Source organism: Aquibium carbonis, from assembly GCF_003970795.1.
Taxonomy (GTDB): domain Bacteria; phylum Pseudomonadota; class Alphaproteobacteria; order Rhizobiales; family Rhizobiaceae; genus Aquibium; species Aquibium carbonis.
The window spans coordinates 144,577-163,034 of record NZ_RWKW01000002.1 but is presented as its reverse complement, the minus strand read 5'-3'; the positions used below and the strand labels follow the sequence as shown (position 1 = coordinate 163,034).

Below are 18,458 nucleotides of genomic sequence, written 5' to 3'. Positions count from 1 at the left end.
GGTCAGCCTCCGAACGCGATCTTGAGCAGGGCGAAGATGCAGGCCCCGCCCACGAGAATGGTGAAGAATGTGTTGAGCATCAGCAGCGTCAGTTTGGCGCCTTCCCGATGGACGTAGTCGGCGATGATCTCGCCCATGCCCAGCCGCATGTGGTCGAGGCTGATGATGACGAAGAGAGCCAGCAGGATCGCAACGACCGGATGCGCGAGCGTCGCACGCGTCTCCGCAAAGCTCGAGCCCAGGCCGGAGACGACCAGCCAGATGGCGAAGAGGCTGAGCGGGATCAGCGCGACGGAAGTGACGCGGTTGCGCCAGAACTCGCTGGTTCCATGTCCGGCGGCGCCGAGGCCGCGAACCTTGCGCAGAGGGGTCTGCATGTCGGCCATGATCTCAGGCTCCCGCAAACAGGATGACGATCCAGGTGAGGACCGTGAGCACGATAGAGCCCACGAGCGTCGCCATCGAGTGCTTCGTGGCAGTGTGCTTTTCCAGGCCGCGGCCGGTGTCCCAGATCAGGTGGCGCAGTCCGCCCAGCATGTGCACCCAGAGCGACCAGCTGAAGCCGAACAGAACCAGCAGGCCGAGCCAGGAGCCCATCACGCCGTTGGCGGTCGCGAACGCGTTTTCCGAGGTCGACGCCGCCACCAGCCACCAGGCGACCAGGATGACGCCGAAGTAGAGCGCTGCGCCGCTGATCCGGTGAACCCCCGACATCAGCATGGTCGGGGTGAGGCGGTAGATTTGCAGATGCGGCGAGACCGGACGTGGCTTCATGCCGGGACGGGTGGCTGTCGAGTTGCTCATGGCTTCCCCAGGACTCAGGCGGACGGAACGCGGACGGACCTGCCGCGCCCATGGCCGATTGATGGCGCTTTCTAGTCCGCATTTTGCAGCGCGTCAAAGCCGCAAAAAGCCTTCCTGTCCTGCTATCTGGTGTCGAAAAAAAACCGGCAAGTGGTTCAATCGATTGAAGGTCGGGATGCTTCCTCCTGACGCACCCGTCGGCCGGCCGGAAATTCCCGGCGCTGCCTGCCCCGGCCTCACGACAGGAAGACGCGATTGCGCTCTGACCGGCCCCGCCGCGCGCGGACGGTCTTTGCCGGCTTTGGACGAGACGATGCTATTTTGCGTCGAAGCGGATGACGAAGCTCGTCCAGTCGGCCGGCGCGGCGATCTGCTCGTAGAGCTTGCGCCCGTCCTCGGGCTGGCGCGGCGCGTTGAGGATCAGCTTGGTCCAGCCGCGTTCCTCTGCCTGGTCCGCCAGCACGTCGACCATCGCCTTGGCGATGCCCTTGCTGCGATGTTCATGGTGCACGTAGATGTGATCGCACACCCCGCAGCGCATGCCCGACACCGGTTCGGGCTGGTCTGTGAAGATCGCGAAGCCGACCAGCTTCCCGTCGAGGCGCGCGCCGACCACTTCCGCGGTGCGGTCCTGCAACAGGATCTCGGCATAGAACTGGTCGGGACGGCGCGGCGCGCCGCGCTTCAGGGCCTGCGCGTAGGCGGCCAGCAAGGGCGCGAAATCGAGCGCGTCCTTCAGGCGAAGCTGGGCGATGTCGATGGCGGGTTGGGCCGTGGACGGGACGTCGGTCATGTCCCTCCTTTGGGGATATTAACCATGTCTGTCAATTGCCGTGCCCGGAGCGGCACCATCGGTCGTGACTTCGGTTAAGAAAGCGTTAAATTCGGAGCACGTGGGGGCTCGAGGCCTGAACCGACGAGGACGAGCCATGAACATGCTTGGAATTCCATCGGCCAACGGAACGCGCGCGATCCTTGCCGCGTTGGCAATTCTGGCCGTGTCGGCTTCGGGTTCGGGGCAAGCCTTTGCCGGCGGCTACCATGACCGCGTCCAGGCCGACAGCTTCGGCAACCTGATCATCCACAGCCCGGGCGGCTACAAGCGGATCGTGGTCGGGCAGGGTCATCTGGCCGAGGAACTGGCGGCCTATTCGCGGGCCGGCGAGCCGAGGGTCGTTTATCTCGAGCCGTCGACCGAACGGCGTTCCGTACGGCGCTGCCGCTCGCAGGGCGTGCTGATGCACGGCCGGTCCTACATGTACGGTTTGCCGGACAACGTGGTTCCGGTGCTGGAGCATCCCTGCCGCTAGCTCGAGAGATCCGCGTCGGCAGCCCTGATTTGGTCACCTTTCTCGCGCCTTCTCCGGGCGCAAAAGGTTAACGAAACGTAAACGGGAAGCATTGCAGCGCGCATGAGTGAAGCCGTCACCGCACGTCGCCTGAAAGACCATGCCGCCTCGCTTCAGACCATGACGCGATTCGTTCTGGCCACGCTCGCGCTGGCCTCGGGCGTCTACACCTATCTGGGCGTGCGCAGTCTTCTCGATGGTTCTGCGGGAATCGTCTTCTTTGCGGCGATCGTCTACTCGGCCGCCGTGTCGGTCGGCATCTACGGCTTCTGGACCTATCTGATGCGGTTCCTGCCCGAGATGCGCGATGGTGCCTCCCGATTGGCGCTGGTCGCGGTGATGGCCGTCGGCTCGGTCATGATCGTGGCGATGTCGTCCTGGCTGAACGCGGCGGCGCTCGCCGGCTCGGCGGCGGTCGAGCAGCATCTCGCCGAAACGCTCGAAGGCTACACCTCGGACCTCGAACAGGCGCATTCGAATGCGCTTGGCGCGTTGTCGCTGCTGCCCGACATCCAGCGCGCGGGCGAACGCTTCGCCAGGCTCGCGGACGAGGAGCGCAGTTCCGGCGCGCTCACCGGCACGTCGGGGGCGGGAAGCGTCGTGCAGCTCCTGTCCCAGATGGGCGCCCAGATGCGCGAGCTCGAAGCCAACATCAGGGGCTCGCAGGATCTCGTCGGCACGCTCTTCCGCGAGGGACAGGAGCATCTCGCAGCGATGCGGGGGCTCGTCTCGGCGCCCGGCGCCATCGCGCCGCGCTCGGACAGCTTCGCCGAACAGGCGGTGGCGCTCGCGGGCGTCGTCTCCGCACTCCAGCAGACGTCGATCGCGCCTTCCGTCGCCCGCGCCGCGGCGGATCTGTCGGGGGGCTTCATCGCGCCGGTGGCGGATGGCTCGTCGGCCGATCTCGCGGGTCGTCAGGACCAGGTGATGGCCACCATTCGCGCCTCGGTCGACGCGCAGTCGAAGGCGCTGTCCGACGCCGCAGCGGAGATCCTCGCGCAGCCGCGGGTGGTCGAGCGGCGCTATGTGCCGCTGTCTTCCGCCGAGGCCGTGCTGCGCTATGCCGGGGACTTCATTCCAAGCTGGGCCGGCGCGATCTCGATCGATCTTCTCCCCGGCGTCCTGGTGGCGATGCTGGGCGTCGTCCAGGGCTCGATCCGGCGCGGAGAAGAAAGAATGGCCGATGCCGACCGGATCACGGCCGCCGACATGTTCCGGTCGATCGAACTGCACGAAGCGCTGCTTGCCCGCGGGCGGCCCGAGCGGCAGCCGCCGGTGCCCATGTCCGAGCCCGGCACGACGGAGACTGCGAAGGAGGCCCCGCCCGCCGCGCCTCGCGCTGCGTCGGCCGAGAACGTCACGCCCCTGGCCCTGTCGGAACGCAAGAGGCAAGAACCATGACCTCCGTCGAAGAATTGAAGAAGGACCAGACCGAAGTCCTGCCCGAGCCGCGTCGCAGCGGCCTTCTGGCGCGCTATTTCGCGCGCTTCGACGAGGGCGAGGTGATCCGCTACGCTTTTGGCGGCCTGTTGATCGGGACTTTCGGCGTGCTCGGCTTCGACATGCACGACCTGATCCACGCCCGCGCCACCGATGCGTCCCGCCCGAGCCAGCATCTCGCCGCCCCGGCGGTGCTGCCACCCGCGGTCGATGACCGTGGCAGCGGGTCGTCGTCGGGCACGACGGATCCGCGTGGCAACGTGACGGCCGACGAGGACGTGCTGCGTGCCCCCATGCAGTTCACGCTCGAGCCGGGCGGCGTGCTCACGGCGCGCGGCTACATCGACATGGGCGCCCGTGCCCGGTTCGAGGCGGAACTCGCCGCGCGTGGAGAGTATGTGCGGATCGTCGCGCTGGATTCGCCGGGTGGCGCGCTGGACGATGCCCTCGGCATGTCGCGGCTGATTCGTGATCGCGGGCTCTCGACTCTCGTCGAGGACGGCGCGCTCTGTGCCTCGTCCTGCCCGCTCGTCCTGGCCGGCGGAACCGATCGCTCGATCGGTCCGAAGGCAGCGGTGGGCGTGCACCAGTTCTATTCGGTGAGTTCGGAGCCGGCGGCGCCCGCGCAGGCGATGTCGGACGCACAGGCCACCACCGCACGCATCTCGCGGCATCTGTCCGAGATGGGCGTCGATCCAGCCCTTTGGCTGCATGCGCTCGATACGCCGCCGCGCTCGCTCTACTATCTCTCGGCGCAGGAAATCCAGGGGTACAAGCTCTCGACCGGAAGCCTGAAGGTCGCGGCCCGGCAGTAGGCGGCGTCAGCCCCGACCCGTGCCGCGTCGGCTCCCGGCGTCGGTCTGGAGGTCGAGTGGGGCCACGCGAACGCAATCGCGACCGTCGTTCTTGGCATGGTATAGCGCGTGGTCGGCGCGCCTGAGCATGCTCGACATCGTGTCGTCGGGCCGCAACTCCGCGACGCCGAAGCTCGCTGTGGGCCGCAACGCTTGCGGCAGTCCTTCGATAGCGGCCCCGGCAAAGGCGGTGCGGATGGCTTCGGCGAAAAGGCGGCCGGCGGTGGCGGTCGCTCCAGGCAGGATCACCGCGAATTCCTCGCCGCCGATGCGTCCCGCGACGTGATTATCGCCCAGAGCGGCGGAAAGGTGCTTCGCGAATTCGGCGATCACCCGGTCTCCGGCGCCATGGCCATAGGTGTCGTTGATCGACTTGAAGTGATCGAGGTCGCAGATCACGATCGACGCGGGAACGCCCGATCGCCCGACGATCGGCCCGGCAAGCCGCGCCCTGGCTTCGAAGCCTCGGCGGTTCAGCAGTCCCGTCAGGGGGTCCGTCTCGGATTTGGCGGTCGCGTCGGCCAGCACCTCGCTGACCAGCACGGCGAGCATCATCAGGCCGAAGGCGACCATGATCATCGACCCCATCGACTGGGAGATCACGCCGTAGATGGTGTTGATGTAGTCCTGCGGCGTCGTTCCGCTGCCGAAGGCCCAGGCGAGCACCGGCTTGGACAGGAAATGCGCCGCGGAGGCGGCCAGCAGCCAGCCGAGGATGGTGTCGATCAGCTGGCGTTCGCGGACCAGGAACACCTGCCGGGCCACCAGTCCCATCACCAGGATGTAGGGGGTCTGGTAGAGCAGTACCCGCAGGACCGACGTGCGCGGCATGTCGAAGATCGCCAGGTTGAGCGCGAAGCCGAACAGCAGCGCGGCACCGAAGAGGCGGATCGGAAGGCGTTGCCCGTAATGGCGGGCGATGCCGAGGCCGAGTAGCCCCACCCCCCCGAGCGAGGTGGCGAAGGCGGCGAAGACCACGAAGCGGGGCCGGTCGAACACCGGCACCATCCATTCGATGATGAAACTCAGGGCGCCCAGCAGATAGGCGGCGGCGATCCAGCGCGCGGCGCCGCGCACCCGGGGGTAGGTGGACACCCAGGCGAAGGCGCCAGCGAAAAGGCCGGCGACCACCAGATTGATAGCCAGGATATATCCAGTCACGCTTGCAGTCCGGTTTCGCTCGTCCCTTCGACGGACATAGGCCATCGAGGCGAAGAAGACGTTAAGCCGGGTCGAAATAATTGCCCCTGGCCCGGACAACATGCCGCAACCTGGGGCAACGGCGCCGGGTCATGCCGGCGCCGTCGATCGGTCACTTCCAGTCGCGGATGTCGACGAAGCGGCCTTCGATCGCCGCCGCCGCGGCCATCGCCGGAGAGACGAGATGCGTGCGGCCCTTGAAGCCCTGGCGGCCCTCGAAATTGCGGTTCGAGGTCGAGGCGCAACGCTCGCCCGGCTTCAGGCGGTCGTCGTTCATGGCCAGGCACATCGAGCAGCCCGGTTCGCGCCAGTCGAAGCCGGCCTCCTTGAAGATGCGGTCGAGACCCTCGGCCTCGGCCTGAGCCTTCACGAGGCCCGAACCCGGCACGATCATGGCGTCGACACGCGGATGCACCTTGCGGCCTTCCGCCACCTTGGCGGCGGCGCGCAGGTCCTCGATGCGGCCGTTGGTGCAGGAGCCGATGAAGACGCGGTCGATCTCGACGTCGGTCATATTCGTGCCCGGCGTCAGGCCCATGTACTCCAGCGCGCGGCGCTTGGAGTTGCGCTTGTTCTCGTCGGCGATCTCGTCGGGGTTCGGCACCACGCCGGTGATCGACACGACGTCCTCGGGCGAGGAGCCCCAGGTGACGATGGGCGGCAGCTTGGCCGCGTCGAGCACGATGACCTTGTCGAAATGCGCGCCTTCATCCGACTTGAGCGTCTCCCAATAGGCCATCGCCATGTCCCAGGCCTGGCCCGTCGGGGCCTTCGGGCGTCCCTTGATGTAGGCGTAGGTGGTTTCGTCGGGCGCGATCAGGCCGGCGCGGGCGCCGCCTTCGATCGACATGTTGCAGACCGTCATGCGGCCTTCCATCGACAGCGCGCGGATCGCCTCGCCGGCATATTCGATCACGTAGCCGGTGCCGCCGGCCGTGCCGATCTCGCCGATGATGGCCAGGATGATGTCCTTGGCGGTGACGCCCTCGGGCAATTGCCCGTCGACGCGCACCAGCATGTTCTTGGCCTTCTTCTGGATCAGCGTCTGGGTGGCGAGCACGTGCTCGACCTCCGAGGTGCCGATGCCGTGCGCCAGCGCCCCGAAGGCGCCGTGCGTGGAGGTATGGCTGTCGCCGCACACGATCGTCATGCCGGGCAGGGTAAAGCCCTGCTCGGGGCCGATGATGTGGACGATGCCCTGCCTGAGGTCGGCGGCGTCGTAGTATTCGATGCCGAAATCGGCGGCGTTCTGCGCCAGCGCTTCCACCTGGATGCGGCTTTCCTCGTTCTTGATGCCCTGCTTGCGGTCGGGCGAGGTCGGCACGTTGTGGTCGACGACGGCCAGCGTCTTCTCGGGGTGGCGCACCTGGCGGGCGGCCATGCGCAGTCCCTCGAAGGCCTGCGGGCTGGTCACTTCGTGCACGAGATGACGGTCGATGTAGAGCAGGCAGGTGCCGTCGTCCTGGCGGTCGACCACGTGGTCGTCGAAGATCTTGTCGTAAAGGGTGCGGGGTGCGGTCATGGGTGTGGCTTCCGTTTTGATGCGTAGAGGCTGGCGGGCGCGCTGGCCCGGTGGCGCATCAGGCGCCGAGCCGTCCGTTCAGGGAACAGGAAATGCGCGCGAAAAAGCGCGCCGGCAGGCGCTTGCGATCCTGCAGGACGAACCGCTTGTAAGCCGGGTCGCCGAAAAGTGCTTCCATGGCCGGCTCAATAGCAAGCTTTCGAGAGACCGGCAATCGGCCTCGTTCGACGTCAGGCTTGCGGGGCATCGCCCGGACGGCTCGCTTCGGCGGCCAGCGCCTCGCGTTCGCGTTTCGCCTTGAGGGACAGCTTGCCCTCGACGATCCGCAGCAGCGACAGCACGATGACCGCCAGAACGGTCGCGAAGACGGCGATGCCCCAGAAGCCGAGTCCGCAGGACAGACCGATGGCGCCCGCCAGCCACATGCCGGCGCCGGTGGTCAGGCCGTGGACTTCCCCGCGCGCGAAGACGATCAGCCCGGCGGCGAGGAAGGCGATGCCGGAAGTCACCGCCTCGATCGATCGAAGCGGGTCGATGCGCATCCGGTCGCCCTCGAAATAGGACAGGTGGGCGATCTCGATGGTCAGGATGGCCACCACCGCGGCCGCGAGGCAGACGAGGATGTGGGTTCGAAGCCCGGCGGGCCGTTGGCGCCACTCCCGCTCGAGGCCGACGGCGGCGCCGAGCATCGTCGCCAGCGCCAGCCGCGCCGCGATGACGGCGAACGGCACATGCGTGTGTTGCCCGATGTCGTCCAGCAGTTGTTCCATGCCGATCCCGCGAGAACCTTCGCGGTGAACGCCGGCGTCGTTCCTCGGTTCCGGGCCAGGGTGCCGGGCCAGCGTTTCGGGCCTGAGTCCCGGGCCGTTCAGTCTCTCGAAGAGATCTCGCGGCCGATCACCACGTCGACGCCGTCGAGAAGGCCGTCGGTGGCGGCAAAAAAGCCCTTCGATCCCGCGCCGGCATTGTGGGCGTCCATCGCCTCGCGGTCGGCGAACCGTTCGTGGGTCGCGAACACGCCCCCCGTCTCGCCCTCGGTGACGTAGAAGGAAATCGTGCCGGGCTCATTTGCCGCAACGAATGCGCCGACCTCGACGAGGGCGGCACGGACACGGTCCTCCGATCCCGGCTTGCAGCGGATGATGGCGGTGAGGGTGATCATGGGGGCGCTCGCGGACGGGGTTGATCGGTTCGGGCCTATCATGCACGGGCGTGCCGGCAAGAACATCCCCGCTTGCCGTCGCGGCGCCCTGTTTCGGGCCCCGTCGACGGACGGCGCCGCGGCGCGTCCGGCTCAGGCCACCGCGAACACGAAGCTTTGCACCAGCACCTCGGGCTCGGCGATGGCGAAGGCGCGGTAGGGCGGGCTCTCCTCGACGGCGCGCCAGCGACCGGTCGCGCTCAGGTCGTCGAAGGTGGCGCGAAAACCGGCGCTGTCGACCAGCACGTCGCGCACCGTGAAGACGGCGAAGCCCCCCGGCCGCGTGATGCGGACGAGTTCATGCAGGCCGGCCGCCGGCGCGTGGCCGGCTGTGAAGACGCCCGCCGACACGAAGGCGGCGAAATGATCGTCCGGCCAGGGCAGCGCCTCGCCGAGCGTGCCGCGTTTCAGCGCCGCATAGACGCCGCGGCTTTCCGCGATCGCCAGCATGTCCGGCGACATGTCGAGACCTTCGACGGGATCGTAGCCAAGTGCGGTCAGGCAGGGTCCTGTCAGCCCGGTGCCGCAGCCGGCGTCGAGCACCGGTCCGGCGCCCGCCGGCACGTGTCGCGCCAGCCAGCCGGGGATCAGGAACGGCAGGCAGTAGCCCAGTTCCGCAGTCTCCCGGTCGTAGCTCGCCGCCCAGGCCGCATAGGCATCCGCCAGTTCGCCGGGCGTCGTGGCGGCGTAGACGCGTTCGAGCGGTGTCGGGTCGGGCATCTCCATCCCTTCGTCTGCGGTTGGCTCTTGCGGTTCGGGCGCATCGCCGGGCGCCTGCGCATCGGCTGCCGGCATGTCGTCCGTGGCGACGGGTCGGTTGAACGGAAAGGGGCCACCCTGTTCAGGCGGCCCCCGTGTTTCCGTCCGTGGCGCGGCTCGTGGCGATGACGTCCGTCACCTGCCGCGCATCATGCCCTGATCAGGAAGGCTGCTTCCCGAAAAGGCAATCCGCCGGAGCCACGCTCTGGAAAACGAAACCACTCGACATTGGACCACCTCCTTTCAGTTCGTTGAACACGGATGAGAGTGTGGGGTGCGAATGCAGCCTTGGCAAGGGGGGCGAATTGAGGCGACGATGGGCCGGGCTGGGCCGATATCCAGCGACGTCATCCCGGGGCCGCGCAGCGGAACCCGGGATCCAGAGCGCCGCCGTTCGCGAATGCGCTTTGTCGGTTGAAATGTCGCGTTCTTCCGTCGACGTCCAGAGCTGGATTCCGGGTCCCGCCGCGCGGTCCCGGAATGACGCCGCGGGTAAAAAATCTTGATCGTTCCAGTGGAAACTCTTCTCCACCATCTCCAAGGAAATCAACCGCTTGCACGATTTCCGCCGGCCTTCTGTCCACGCCTCTCCGCCCCGCCTGCATACTCCCGCTCGTCTCTTCCACCGGGCCTTTGGGTGGCTGCCGGGCTGACCAGGGGGACGAGATGGCGTGCGGGATTGGCCTCGTCCGGTTGGCGGGGTCGGGGATTGCCTCGGCAAGGCCCCACGGTCCCGGCCTACCGGTGCTGTCGACCCACGGCCTTCGGGCACAGGGTAAGGCAGAGGAAGGCAGCAGCGTCGGCGGTGCGCGTGTCGTCGGGCATCGTTTCTTTGAAAACAGCGCTGTCGGTCCGTCCGGCGGCGCGCGCACCGCCACCCTCCGCGGAGGGATTTTTCAATGGCCAGGCGCTTCGGCGGGCGTGGCGACGCATCGCCGCGCGCCCGACCGGGCGCCGCAACCCGCGCCCGACACCTCGTAGCGCGACTGCTCCGTCGCGAAACCTCGCATCCCCGACCCGTCCAGCCTGCGGCCACCCAGGCGCGCGGGCGTCGGCGCTGGCTCGGGGAGCCGCTCAGGCCTTCTTCTTGTTCTGCCGCTTCTCGATCAGGTCGTCCACCACGCCGGGATCGGCGAGCGTGGAGGTGTCGCCGAGCGCGCCGAAATCGTCCTCGGCGATCTTGCGCAGGATGCGGCGCATGATCTTGCCGGAGCGCGTCTTGGGAAGACCGGGCGAGAACTGGATCTTGTCGGGCGAGGCGATCGGGCCGATCTCGCGGCGGACATGGGCGACGAGTTCCTTGCGCAGATCATCGGTCGGCTCCACGCCGGCCATCAGCGTCACGTAGCAGTAGATGCCCTGGCCCTTGAGGTCGTGCGGGTATCCGACGACGGCGGCCTCCGACACCTTGTCGTGGCTGACGAGGGCCGATTCCACCTCGGCCGTGCCCATGCGGTGGCCCGACACGTTGATCACGTCGTCGACGCGGCCAGTGATCCAGTAGTAGCCGTCGGCGTCACGCCGGCAGCCGTCACCGGTGAAGTACTTGCCCTTGTAGGTGGAGAAATAGGTCTGGATGAAGCGTTCGTGGTCGCCATAGACGGTGCGCATCTGGCCGGGCCAGGAATCGGTGATGCACAGGTTGCCGTCGGCGGCGCCCTCCAGCACCTTGCCCTCGTTGTCGACGAGTTGCGGCTGCACGCCGAAGAAGGGCCGCGTCGCCGAGCCCGGCTTCAGGTCGGTCGCGCCCGGCAGCGGCGTGATCAGGATGCCGCCGGTCTCGGTCTGCCACCAGGTGTCGACGATCGGGCAGCGCTGTTCGCCGACCACGTTGTAGTACCATTCCCAGGCTTCCGGATTGATCGGCTCGCCGACCGAACCGAGCACCCGCAGCGACTTGCGCGACGTTTTCGTCACGGCGGCGTCGCCGGCGCCCATCAGCGAGCGGATGGCGGTGGGGGCGGTGTAGAAGATGTTGACCTGGTGCTTGTCGATCACCTCCCAGAAGCGGGAAACGCTCGGGAAGTTCGGCACGCCCTCGAACATCAGCGTCGTGGCGCCGTTGGCCAGCGGTCCATAGACGATGTAGGAATGGCCGGTCACCCAGCCGACGTCCGCCGTGCACCAGTAGATGTCGCCCTCGCGGTAGTCGAAGACGTACTGATGCGTCATCGAGGCGTAGACGAGGTAGCCGCCGGTGGTGTGCAGCACGCCCTTGGGCTTGCCGGTGGAGCCGGAGGTGTAGAGGATGAACAGCGGGTCTTCCGCCTTCATCTTCTCGGGCTTGCAGTCGGGCTTCGCGGCCGCCATCGCCTCGTGGTACCAGACGTCGCGGCCGTCATACCAGTTGATCTTGCCGGCGGTGCGGCGCACCACGACAACCTTCTTGACCACCACGCCGTCGCGCCCGGCGATCTGGATCGCCTTGTCGGTATTCTCCTTCAGCGGGATGGTCTTGCCGCCCCGCAGGCCTTCGTCGGCGGTGATGACGAAGGTCGACTGGCAGTCGACGATGCGGCCGGCCAGGGCGTCGGGCGAGAAGCCGCCGAAGACGATCGAATGGATCGCGCCGATGCGGGTGCAGGCGAGCATGGCATAGGCTGCCTCGGGGATCATCGGCATGTAGATGGTGACGCGGTCGCCCTTCTTGACGCCGTTCGACTTCATCACGTTGGCCAGCCGGCAGACGTGGTCGTGGAGCTCCCGATAGGTGATCTTGCGGTCGTCGTAGGGGTTGTCGCCTTCCCAGATGATGGCGACCTGGTCGGCCCGCTTCTTCAGGTGCCGGTCGATGCAGTTGTAGGAGACGTTGGTCTGGCCGTCCTCGTACCACTTGATCGACACCTTGCCGTCGAACTTGGTGTTCTTCACCTTGGTATAGGGCTTGAACCAGTCGATGCGCTTGCCGTGCCTGGCCCAGAACTTTTCCGGGTTCTTGACGCTCTCCTTGTACCACTTCTCGTAGGTGGCGTCGTCGATGAGCGCATTCTTCTTCCAGGCCGGCTGGACCTTGTGGACGACGTCGGACATTTCGTTTTCCCCTCCCGGCAGTGTCTGGCCGGCTGGTCCCCTCCGGGCGGCCGGCGCCGCCTGGGCCGGCGGCTGCGTCGGTTGCATTATTATCAATTCGCGCTGCGCCACAACATTAGACCTTTGATGGTGAGCGCACCAAGGTTCGGGGTTCGTGTCGCAAGGCGGCAGCAGTCGTCCGGATTTGCTGCTAACAAGTTGAAAACGCGAGGTTATTTATCGGTCGATCACGACAATTTCAATAGACGATTAAGCTTCGCGCCGCACAATTTCCGTGTGGAGGCTGATTCTGAACGAAAGGATTGCCATGCGTGACGCTCCCGAAATGGAACTGATGCTGTCGGGCTACGGCCTGACGACGGCGCAGATCCTCTACCACATGCCCGACCATCCGCATCTCCTCCAGACCTACATCTGGCAGCACTACGATCTGGCGCCGAAGTTCCCGGCGCTGCACGGCTTCATCGAGTTCTGGCAGCAGAAGCTCGAGGGGCCGCTCCACTCGATCAGCTACACGCATCGTCGCCTGATCGCGCCGAACGAATGGAGGAACGTCAACGGTGAGTTCGTGCTGCACTGACGGCGTTCAACGGGCCTGTCCCGTGGCCCAGTCGGGCGTTTCTCCGGCGGAGACGCCGAAGAAGAGGGTGAGCAGGGCGTAGGCAAGCACCACCAGCACGACCAGCCCGGCCAGATTGTGCCAGATGCCGGCGCGCACCATCTGCGCAATCGTCACATGGCCGGAGCCGAAGACGATCGCATTGGGCGGCGTCGCCACCGGCAGCATGAACGCCATCGAGGCCGCCAGCGCCGCGGGCACCGTCAGGATCAGCGGGTTTTCGCCCAGCGAGATCGCAAGCGCGGCCAGCAGCGGCAGAAACGTCGCTGCCGTGGCCGTGTTGGAGGTAAACTCGGTCAGGAGCAGGATGACGAGCGCCGAGATCGCGATCGTCGCGATCAGCGGCAGGTTTCCGGCCACCATGCCCAGGTGATCGCCGATCCAGCGGTCGAGACCGGTGGCCGACACGGCCGAGGCGAGGCTCAACCCGCCGCCGAACAGGATGAGCACGCCCCACGGCAGACGCAGCACGTTGCGCCATTCGATCAGCGCGGTTCCGCCGCCGTTGCCGGCCGGCACGAGGAAGAGCAGCAGTGCCGCAACGATGGCGATCGAGGTGTCGTTGAGGCCCGGGACGATGTCTTGCAGCAAGGTCCGGAAGATCCACGCCGAGGCGGTGGCGAGAAAGATGACGCCCACCCGCACCTCGGGGGACGTCCAGGCTCCGAGTTTGCCCAGTTCGGTGCGGAACAGGTCGTCTGCGCCTTCCACCTCGTGGCGGTCGAGGCGTCTGGTGAGAAGGACCCAGCTGACCGCGAGCATGACGATGGATATCGGCAGGCCGACGATCATCCAGTTGGCAAAGCCGATGTCATAGCCGTAGGTCTGGTTCAGCATGCCGGCCAGCAATGCGTTGGGCGGGGTGCCGATCAGCGTCGCCACGCCGCCGATCGACGCCGAATAGGCGACGCCGAGCAGCAACGCCACGGGGAAGCCTGCTCCTTCCCTGGGGCCGACCAGCGCCACGACCGAAACCGCTACCGGCAGCATCATCACCACGGTCGCGGTGTTCGACACCCACATCGAGCAGAAGGCGGTGGCAAGCATGAAGCCGCCGATGATCCTGTCCTGTCGCAGGCCCGTGCGCGAGACCACCAGCAGCGCGATGCGCCGGTGCAGGTTCCAGCGTTCCATGGCAAGCGCCAGGATGAAGCCGCCCATGAACAGGAAGATGATCGGGTCGCCATAGGGCGCGGTCGCTGCCGAGGCTGACGTGATGCCCAGGGTGGGAAACAGCGCAACAGGAATCAGCGCGGTGGCGGGAATGGGGATCGCCTCCGTGATCCACCATATGATCATCAGGGCGGCGACCGCGACCACGCGCCAGGCCTCGCTCGACAGACCCTCCGGCGCCGGCAGCAAAAGGAGCCCGACGAAGAGCGCCAGCCCGGCGCCGATCGGAACCGGGCGCAGAGAAAGCGCGTCCTTGGCGGGGTCCCTGTCGCTCATGGCGTCGTCCTTCTTCGTCTTCAGTCATCGAAACGGGCGCAAAACCGTCCGGCTCCCTGAGGCCGGCGAAAATCGCGCTGCGGCGGGCACCGGGCAGATCCTGTGCGGGCTCCGCCGCGCGTGTCCAATCCCGAGTAGACCAGATCGCCGCAATTCCTCACCGCTCCCCGCGCTCCTCACCCTGAACACTGGTCGCGCCGAACGAATGGCGCAACGTCAACGGGGAGTTCGTGCTGCATTGAGGGGGCAGCTTCACCGTAGCGGCGCCGGCGCGGATCACGTCCATTCGCGTTCGTATCGCCACACGCCGATCGGGAACGGACCTTCCGGTGTCTCGCAGTCGATCGTCTCGACGCCGACCCTTGCCCATCCCGCCTTGGCGTAAAATCGCGCGGCGCGCTCGTTGCCGATCGAACAGGAAAGCCACGCTCGGCGAATGCGCGCGGCACGAAACCCGCTCTCGGCATCAGCCATCATCGCCGAGGCGAGCCCGGTACCGCGCGCCGTTGCCGAAACGTAGAACTGGTTGAGTTCGTCCGCCAGGACCAGGTGGAATCCTAGCGGCGCCCCGGCCGGCCCGGCAATACGAAGGCCGTCCCATCGCGCGAGCAGCCGATCCCGAAAATTCCGGCGCGTGCGCAACCTCGCCAGTGCCGCAGGAACGACGGCTTCGTGACCGTCGAGCCAGCCGGAATGCCAGAGGTCCGTCAGCGGCTCGATATCGACTTCCAGCGGCGGTCGCATGATCATCATGAAAGGCCTCTGCGTCGGACCCTGCATTCAGGGCGCGTCATCGCCCTCCAAAGATGGCACTGCCGACCCTGACGCTGGTCGCGCCGAAGGCGATGGCGGTCTCGAAATCGCCCGACATGCCCATGGAGAGCTTGTCGACGCTGGCTTCCCGCGCGAGCTTTTCCAGGAGCGCGAAGTGAGGGCCGGGGTTCTCGTCCGCCGGCGGGATGGCCATCAGCCCTTCGATCGCCAGACCGTGGACGGAGCGGCAGCGTTCCACGAAGGCCACCGCCTCGCGCGGGTCGATGCCGGCCTTCTGCTCCTCCAGCCCGGTGTTGACCTGGACGTACAGGCGCGGCGTCCGGCCTTGCCTTGCGATCTCCTTCGCCAGCTCCGCGGCGATCTTCTCGCGGTCGACCGTCTCGATGACGTCGAAAAGCGCCACCGCCTCCTTCGCCTTGTTGGATTGCAGCGGCCCGATCAGGTGCAGTTCGACATCGGGGAATTCCGCCTTCAACGCCGGCCACTTGCCCTGCGCCTCCTGCACGCGGTTTTCGCCGAAGACGCGCTGGCCGGCCTCGATGACGGGGCGGATCGCGTCGGCGTCGAAGGTCTTCGAGACCGCGACGAGCGTGACGACGCCGGCGGGGCGCCCGGCTTCAGCTTCGGCGGCGGCGATGCGCCGCCGGACGTCCCCCAGCCTGTCGACCGCGTTTCCCATATGGTTCTCCGCTCGTGATTCGGCCGCTTGCGACATGGCCCGGAGTTGACGCTTCAGGCGATCCGTGGTGAAGGTCCGCCCAAACATTTGCGCACCTTATCGAGCGAATTCACGGCCATGGCAACCGAACGATACAATCCCCGCGTGGCGGAGCCGCGCTGGCGGAAGGCCTGGGACGAGGCCGGCCTGTTCCGGACGAAGAACGACGATCCGCGGCCGAAATACTACGTGCTGGAGATGTTCCCCTATCCGTCGGGACGCATCCATATGGGACATGTGCGCAACTACACGATGGGCGACGTGGTCGCTCGCTACAAGCGCGCCATGGGCTGCAACGTGCTGCACCCGATGGGCTGGGACGCCTTCGGCTTGCCGGCCGAGAACGCCGCGCGCGACAACAAGGTCAACCCGCGCGACTGGACCTATGCCAACATCGAGACGATGAAGGGCCAGTTGAAGACGATGGGCCTTTCGCTCGACTGGGACCGCGAGTTCGCCACCTGCGACCCGTCCTACTACCGGCACCAGCAGAGGATGTTCCTCGACTTCTGGCAATCCGGCCTCGTCGAGCGCAAGTCCGCCAAGGTCAACTGGGACCCGGTCGACATGACGGTGCTCGCCAACGAACAGGTGATCGACGGCAAGGGCTGGCGTTCGGGCGCACTGGTCGAACAGCGCGATCTCACGCAGTGGTTCTTCAAGATCACCTCGATGAGCCAGGACCTGCTCGACGGGCTGGATACGCTCGACCGCTGGCCGGACAAGGTCAAGCTGATGCAGGCGAACTGGATCGGCCGGTCGGAAGGCCTGTTGATCCGCTGGCCGCTGGCGAAGGACACCTCGCCCGAAGGCGAGACCGAACTGGAGGTCTACACGACCCGTCCCGACACGATTTTCGGCGCCTCGTTCATGGCCATCGCAGCCGACCACCCGCTGGCGCGCAAGGCGGCCGAAAACAACCCCGCCTTGGGCGCCTTCATCGAGGAAGTGCGCCATCGGGGAACGTCCGCCGCCGAACTGGAGACCGCCGAGAAAAAGGGCATGGACACCGGCCTGCGTGTCGTCCACCCCTTCGACGAGAGCTGGACGCTGCCGGTCTACGTCGCCAACTTCGTGCTGATGGACTACGGAACCGGCGCCATCTTCGGCTGCCCGTCGGGCGACCAGCGCGATCTCGACTTCGCCAACAAGTACGGCCTGCCCGTCGTGCCGGTGGTGATGCCCGAGGACGCCGACTCAGCGACATTCCAGGTGATCGACGAGGCCTATGTCGACGACGGGGTGATGATCAATTCGCGCTTTCTCGACGGGATGAAGCCGAAACAGGCCTTCGAGGAGGTCGCCTCCCGCCTCGAGACGATCACGATCGGCAACCGCCCCATGGCGGAGCGCAAGGTGCAGTTCCGCCTGCGAGACTGGCTGATCTCGCGTCAGCGCTACTGGGGCTGCCCGATCCCGGTGATCCATTGCGACGCCTGCGGCGCGGTGCCGGTGCCGGCCCACCAGTTGCCGGTCGTGCTGCCCAACGACGTGACTTTCGACAAGCCGGGAAATCCGCTCGACCATCACCCGACCTGGAAGCATGTCGCCTGCCCGACTTGCGGCAATGCCGCGCGGCGTGACACCGACACGATGGACACCTTCGTCGACTCGTCCTGGTACTACGCCCGCTTTACCGATCCGTGGAACGAGCAGGCGCCAACGACGCTCGCACACGTCGACGGGCCGAACGGCTGGCTGCCGGTCAACCAGTACATCGGCGGCATCGAGCACGCGATCCTGCACCTGCTCTACTCGCGCTTCTTTGCCCGGGCGATGAAGGCGACCGGCCATCTCAACGCCGTCGACGAGCCCTTCGAGGGCCTGTTCACGCAGGGCATGGTGGTGCACGAGACCTACCGCCTCGGCAGAGGCGCAAACGGCACCTACGTGACGCCCGCCGAGGTCCGACTGGAAGAGGCCGACGGCCGCCGCCGCGCGCTGCTCGTCTCCTCCGGCGAGGAGGTCGAGATCGGCCCGATCGAGAAGATGTCGAAGTCGAAGAAGAACGTGGTCGATCCCGACGACATCATTGCCTCCTATGGCGCCGATACCGCGCGCTGGTTCATGCTGTCGGACTCGCCGCCCGACCGCGACGTGATCTGGACCGAGGCCGGCGTCGAGGGTGCGCACCGCTTCGTCCAGCGCATCTGGCGGCTGGTCGGCGAGGCCGCGCCCGAACTCTCAGGCGTCGCGCCCGCCACGGCGCATGATGGCGAGGCCGGCACCGTGTCGCGCGCCGCCCACCGCACGGTCATGCAGGTCGGCGACAACATCGGTCGCCTCGGCTTCAACAACGCAGTCGCCCGCGTGCACAAGCTGGTCAACGAGTTGCAGGCGCCGCTGACGGCGGTGGCCGAGGGCCGGGCCGACGCCGTGCTGAAAGGCGCCGTACGCGAAGCGCTGGAGATGTTCGTCACCATCATCTCGCCGATGATGCCGCATCTCGCGGAAGAATGCTGGGCCGCGCTCGGGGGATCGGGTATGGTGGCCGAGCGTGCCTGGCCGTCTTTCGATCCGGCGCTGACAGTGGACAACGAGATCGTGCTGCCGGTTCAGATCAACGGAAAAAAGCGGGCGGATTTGACAATTGCCCGCGACGCGGATCAAGCTGCCGTCGAAGCCGCCGCGATGGCGCTCGACGTCGTCCAGAAAGCGCTCGAGGGCAGGGTTCCGCGAAAGGTGATCGTCGTGCCGCAGAGGATCGTCAATGTCGTCATCTGATCCGGTCGTATCGGC

Annotated in this window: 17 protein-coding genes; 5 read left to right on the top strand and 12 right to left on the bottom strand. The window is 66.7% G+C overall.

Annotated elements, in window-relative coordinates; all coding sequences use genetic code 11:
• Positions 1-2: 2 nt before the first annotated feature.
• The 3 genes from sdhD to EJC49_RS01210 form a co-directional block, all read right to left on the bottom strand.
• The gene (sdhD, locus tag EJC49_RS01220; protein ID WP_126697620.1) at positions 3-386 is read right to left on the bottom strand and encodes a succinate dehydrogenase, hydrophobic membrane anchor protein; all 384 of its coding nucleotides are present in this window, start codon (positions 384-386) and stop codon (positions 3-5) included.
• A gap of 4 nt (positions 387-390) precedes the next feature.
• Positions 391-804 (bottom strand): succinate dehydrogenase, cytochrome b556 subunit, encoded by a 414-nt coding sequence (gene sdhC, locus EJC49_RS01215; RefSeq protein WP_126697619.1) that lies wholly within the window; start codon positions 802-804, stop codon positions 391-393.
• 316 nt (positions 805-1,120) lie between these two features.
• Positions 1,121-1,597, bottom strand: coding sequence for a GNAT family N-acetyltransferase (locus tag EJC49_RS01210; protein ID WP_126697618.1), 477 nt, complete (start codon positions 1,595-1,597; stop codon positions 1,121-1,123).
• Positions 1,598-1,733: 136 nt separating this feature from the next.
• Here EJC49_RS01210 and EJC49_RS01205 point away from each other — a divergent pair, with 136 nt between their 5' ends.
• The 3 genes from EJC49_RS01205 to EJC49_RS01195 all read left to right on the top strand — a co-directional run bounded on the left by EJC49_RS01205 (position 1,734) and on the right by EJC49_RS01195 (position 4,408).
• Entirely contained in the window at positions 1,734-2,114 is a 381-nt protein-coding gene (locus EJC49_RS01205) for a hypothetical protein (protein WP_245453212.1), read from the top strand.
• 102 nt (positions 2,115-2,216) lie between these two features.
• Entirely contained in the window at positions 2,217-3,554 is a 1,338-nt protein-coding gene (locus tag EJC49_RS01200; RefSeq protein ID WP_126697617.1) for a hypothetical protein, read from the top strand.
• Positions 3,551-4,408 carry a COG3904 family protein gene (locus EJC49_RS01195; RefSeq protein ID WP_126697616.1) on the top strand — a complete coding sequence of 286 codons (858 nt, stop codon included), beginning with the start codon at positions 3,551-3,553 and terminating at the stop codon, positions 4,406-4,408. The genes EJC49_RS01200 and EJC49_RS01195 overlap by 4 nt, the downstream gene beginning before the upstream one ends.
• Before the next feature lie 6 nt (positions 4,409-4,414).
• Here EJC49_RS01195 and EJC49_RS01190 read toward each other — a convergent pair whose 3' ends face one another.
• From EJC49_RS01190 to acs, 6 genes are all read right to left on the bottom strand, one after another.
• On the bottom strand, positions 4,415-5,608 hold the full coding sequence (locus EJC49_RS01190; protein ID WP_245453211.1) for a GGDEF domain-containing protein: 1,194 nt from the start codon (positions 5,606-5,608) through the stop codon (positions 4,415-4,417).
• A gap of 151 nt (positions 5,609-5,759) precedes the next feature.
• Entirely contained in the window at positions 5,760-7,169 is a 1,410-nt protein-coding gene (leuC, locus tag EJC49_RS01185) for a 3-isopropylmalate dehydratase large subunit (RefSeq protein ID WP_126697615.1), read from the bottom strand.
• A 230-nt stretch (positions 7,170-7,399) separates the two neighbouring features.
• The gene (locus tag EJC49_RS01175; protein ID WP_126697613.1) at positions 7,400-7,939 is read right to left on the bottom strand and encodes an MgtC/SapB family protein; all 540 of its coding nucleotides are present in this window, start codon (positions 7,937-7,939) and stop codon (positions 7,400-7,402) included.
• A 98-nt stretch (positions 7,940-8,037) separates the two neighbouring features.
• Positions 8,038-8,331: a putative quinol monooxygenase gene (locus EJC49_RS01170; RefSeq protein WP_126697612.1), complete on the bottom strand. Its 294-nt coding sequence runs from the start codon at positions 8,329-8,331 to the stop codon at positions 8,038-8,040.
• Between the two features lie 132 nt (positions 8,332-8,463).
• The gene (locus EJC49_RS01165; protein ID WP_245453210.1) at positions 8,464-9,090 is read right to left on the bottom strand and encodes a class I SAM-dependent DNA methyltransferase; all 627 of its coding nucleotides are present in this window, start codon (positions 9,088-9,090) and stop codon (positions 8,464-8,466) included.
• 1,113 nt (positions 9,091-10,203) lie between these two features.
• Positions 10,204-12,159: an acetate--CoA ligase gene (acs, locus tag EJC49_RS01160; protein WP_126697611.1), complete on the bottom strand. Its 1,956-nt coding sequence runs from the start codon at positions 12,157-12,159 to the stop codon at positions 10,204-10,206.
• A gap of 307 nt (positions 12,160-12,466) precedes the next feature.
• Here acs and EJC49_RS01155 point away from each other — a divergent pair, with 307 nt between their 5' ends.
• On the top strand, positions 12,467-12,739 hold the full coding sequence (locus EJC49_RS01155) for an usg protein (RefSeq protein WP_126697610.1): 273 nt from the start codon (positions 12,467-12,469) through the stop codon (positions 12,737-12,739).
• Positions 12,740-12,745: 6 nt separating this feature from the next.
• On the opposite strand, the gene EJC49_RS01150 is transcribed toward EJC49_RS01155, so the two are convergent.
• From EJC49_RS01150 to EJC49_RS01140, 3 genes are all read right to left on the bottom strand, one after another.
• The gene (locus EJC49_RS01150; RefSeq protein ID WP_126697609.1) at positions 12,746-14,227 is read right to left on the bottom strand and encodes an SLC13 family permease; all 1,482 of its coding nucleotides are present in this window, start codon (positions 14,225-14,227) and stop codon (positions 12,746-12,748) included.
• A 276-nt stretch (positions 14,228-14,503) separates the two neighbouring features.
• Positions 14,504-14,980 (bottom strand): GNAT family N-acetyltransferase, encoded by a 477-nt coding sequence (locus EJC49_RS01145; RefSeq protein WP_126697608.1) that lies wholly within the window; start codon positions 14,978-14,980, stop codon positions 14,504-14,506.
• Positions 14,981-15,017: 37 nt separating this feature from the next.
• On the bottom strand, positions 15,018-15,680 hold the full coding sequence (locus tag EJC49_RS01140; protein WP_126697607.1) for a YggS family pyridoxal phosphate-dependent enzyme: 663 nt from the start codon (positions 15,678-15,680) through the stop codon (positions 15,018-15,020).
• 117 nt (positions 15,681-15,797) lie between these two features.
• On the opposite strand from EJC49_RS01140, the gene leuS reads away from it, so the two are divergent.
• Complete coding sequence (gene leuS, locus EJC49_RS01135; RefSeq protein ID WP_126697606.1) at positions 15,798-18,443, top strand: leucine--tRNA ligase; 2,646 nt, start codon at positions 15,798-15,800, stop codon at positions 18,441-18,443.
• Positions 18,444-18,458: the final 15 nt, after the last annotated feature.

Excerpts from the sequence above, each read along its gene's own strand:
- EJC49_RS01140 (WP_126697607.1), bottom strand. The coding sequence starts at position 15,680 with ATGGGAAACGCGGTCGACAGGCTGGGGGACGTCCGGCGGCGCATCGCC.
- EJC49_RS01210 (WP_126697618.1), bottom strand. The coding sequence starts at position 1,597 with ATGACCGACGTCCCGTCCACGGCCCAACCCGCCATCGACATCGCCCAG.
- sdhD (WP_126697620.1), bottom strand. The coding sequence starts at position 386 with ATGGCCGACATGCAGACCCCTCTGCGCAAGGTTCGCGGCCTCGGCGCC.
- sdhC (WP_126697619.1), bottom strand. The coding sequence starts at position 804 with ATGAGCAACTCGACAGCCACCCGTCCCGGCATGAAGCCACGTCCGGTC.
- EJC49_RS01200 (WP_126697617.1), top strand. The coding sequence starts at position 2,217 with ATGAGTGAAGCCGTCACCGCACGTCGCCTGAAAGACCATGCCGCCTCG.
- EJC49_RS01155 (WP_126697610.1), top strand. The coding sequence starts at position 12,467 with ATGCGTGACGCTCCCGAAATGGAACTGATGCTGTCGGGCTACGGCCTG.
- EJC49_RS01165 (WP_245453210.1), bottom strand. The coding sequence starts at position 9,090 with ATGCCCGACCCGACACCGCTCGAACGCGTCTACGCCGCCACGACGCCC.
- leuS (WP_126697606.1), top strand. The coding sequence starts at position 15,798 with ATGGCAACCGAACGATACAATCCCCGCGTGGCGGAGCCGCGCTGGCGG.
- EJC49_RS01145 (WP_126697608.1), bottom strand. The coding sequence starts at position 14,980 with ATGATGATCATGCGACCGCCGCTGGAAGTCGATATCGAGCCGCTGACG.
- EJC49_RS01170 (WP_126697612.1), bottom strand. The coding sequence starts at position 8,331 with ATGATCACCCTCACCGCCATCATCCGCTGCAAGCCGGGATCGGAGGAC.
- EJC49_RS01195 (WP_126697616.1), top strand. The coding sequence starts at position 3,551 with ATGACCTCCGTCGAAGAATTGAAGAAGGACCAGACCGAAGTCCTGCCC.
- leuC (WP_126697615.1), bottom strand. The coding sequence starts at position 7,169 with ATGACCGCACCCCGCACCCTTTACGACAAGATCTTCGACGACCACGTG.
- EJC49_RS01205 (WP_245453212.1), top strand. The coding sequence starts at position 1,734 with ATGAACATGCTTGGAATTCCATCGGCCAACGGAACGCGCGCGATCCTT.
- EJC49_RS01150 (WP_126697609.1), bottom strand. The coding sequence starts at position 14,227 with ATGAGCGACAGGGACCCCGCCAAGGACGCGCTTTCTCTGCGCCCGGTT.
- EJC49_RS01175 (WP_126697613.1), bottom strand. The coding sequence starts at position 7,939 with ATGGAACAACTGCTGGACGACATCGGGCAACACACGCATGTGCCGTTC.
- acs (WP_126697611.1), bottom strand. The coding sequence starts at position 12,159 with ATGTCCGACGTCGTCCACAAGGTCCAGCCGGCCTGGAAGAAGAATGCG.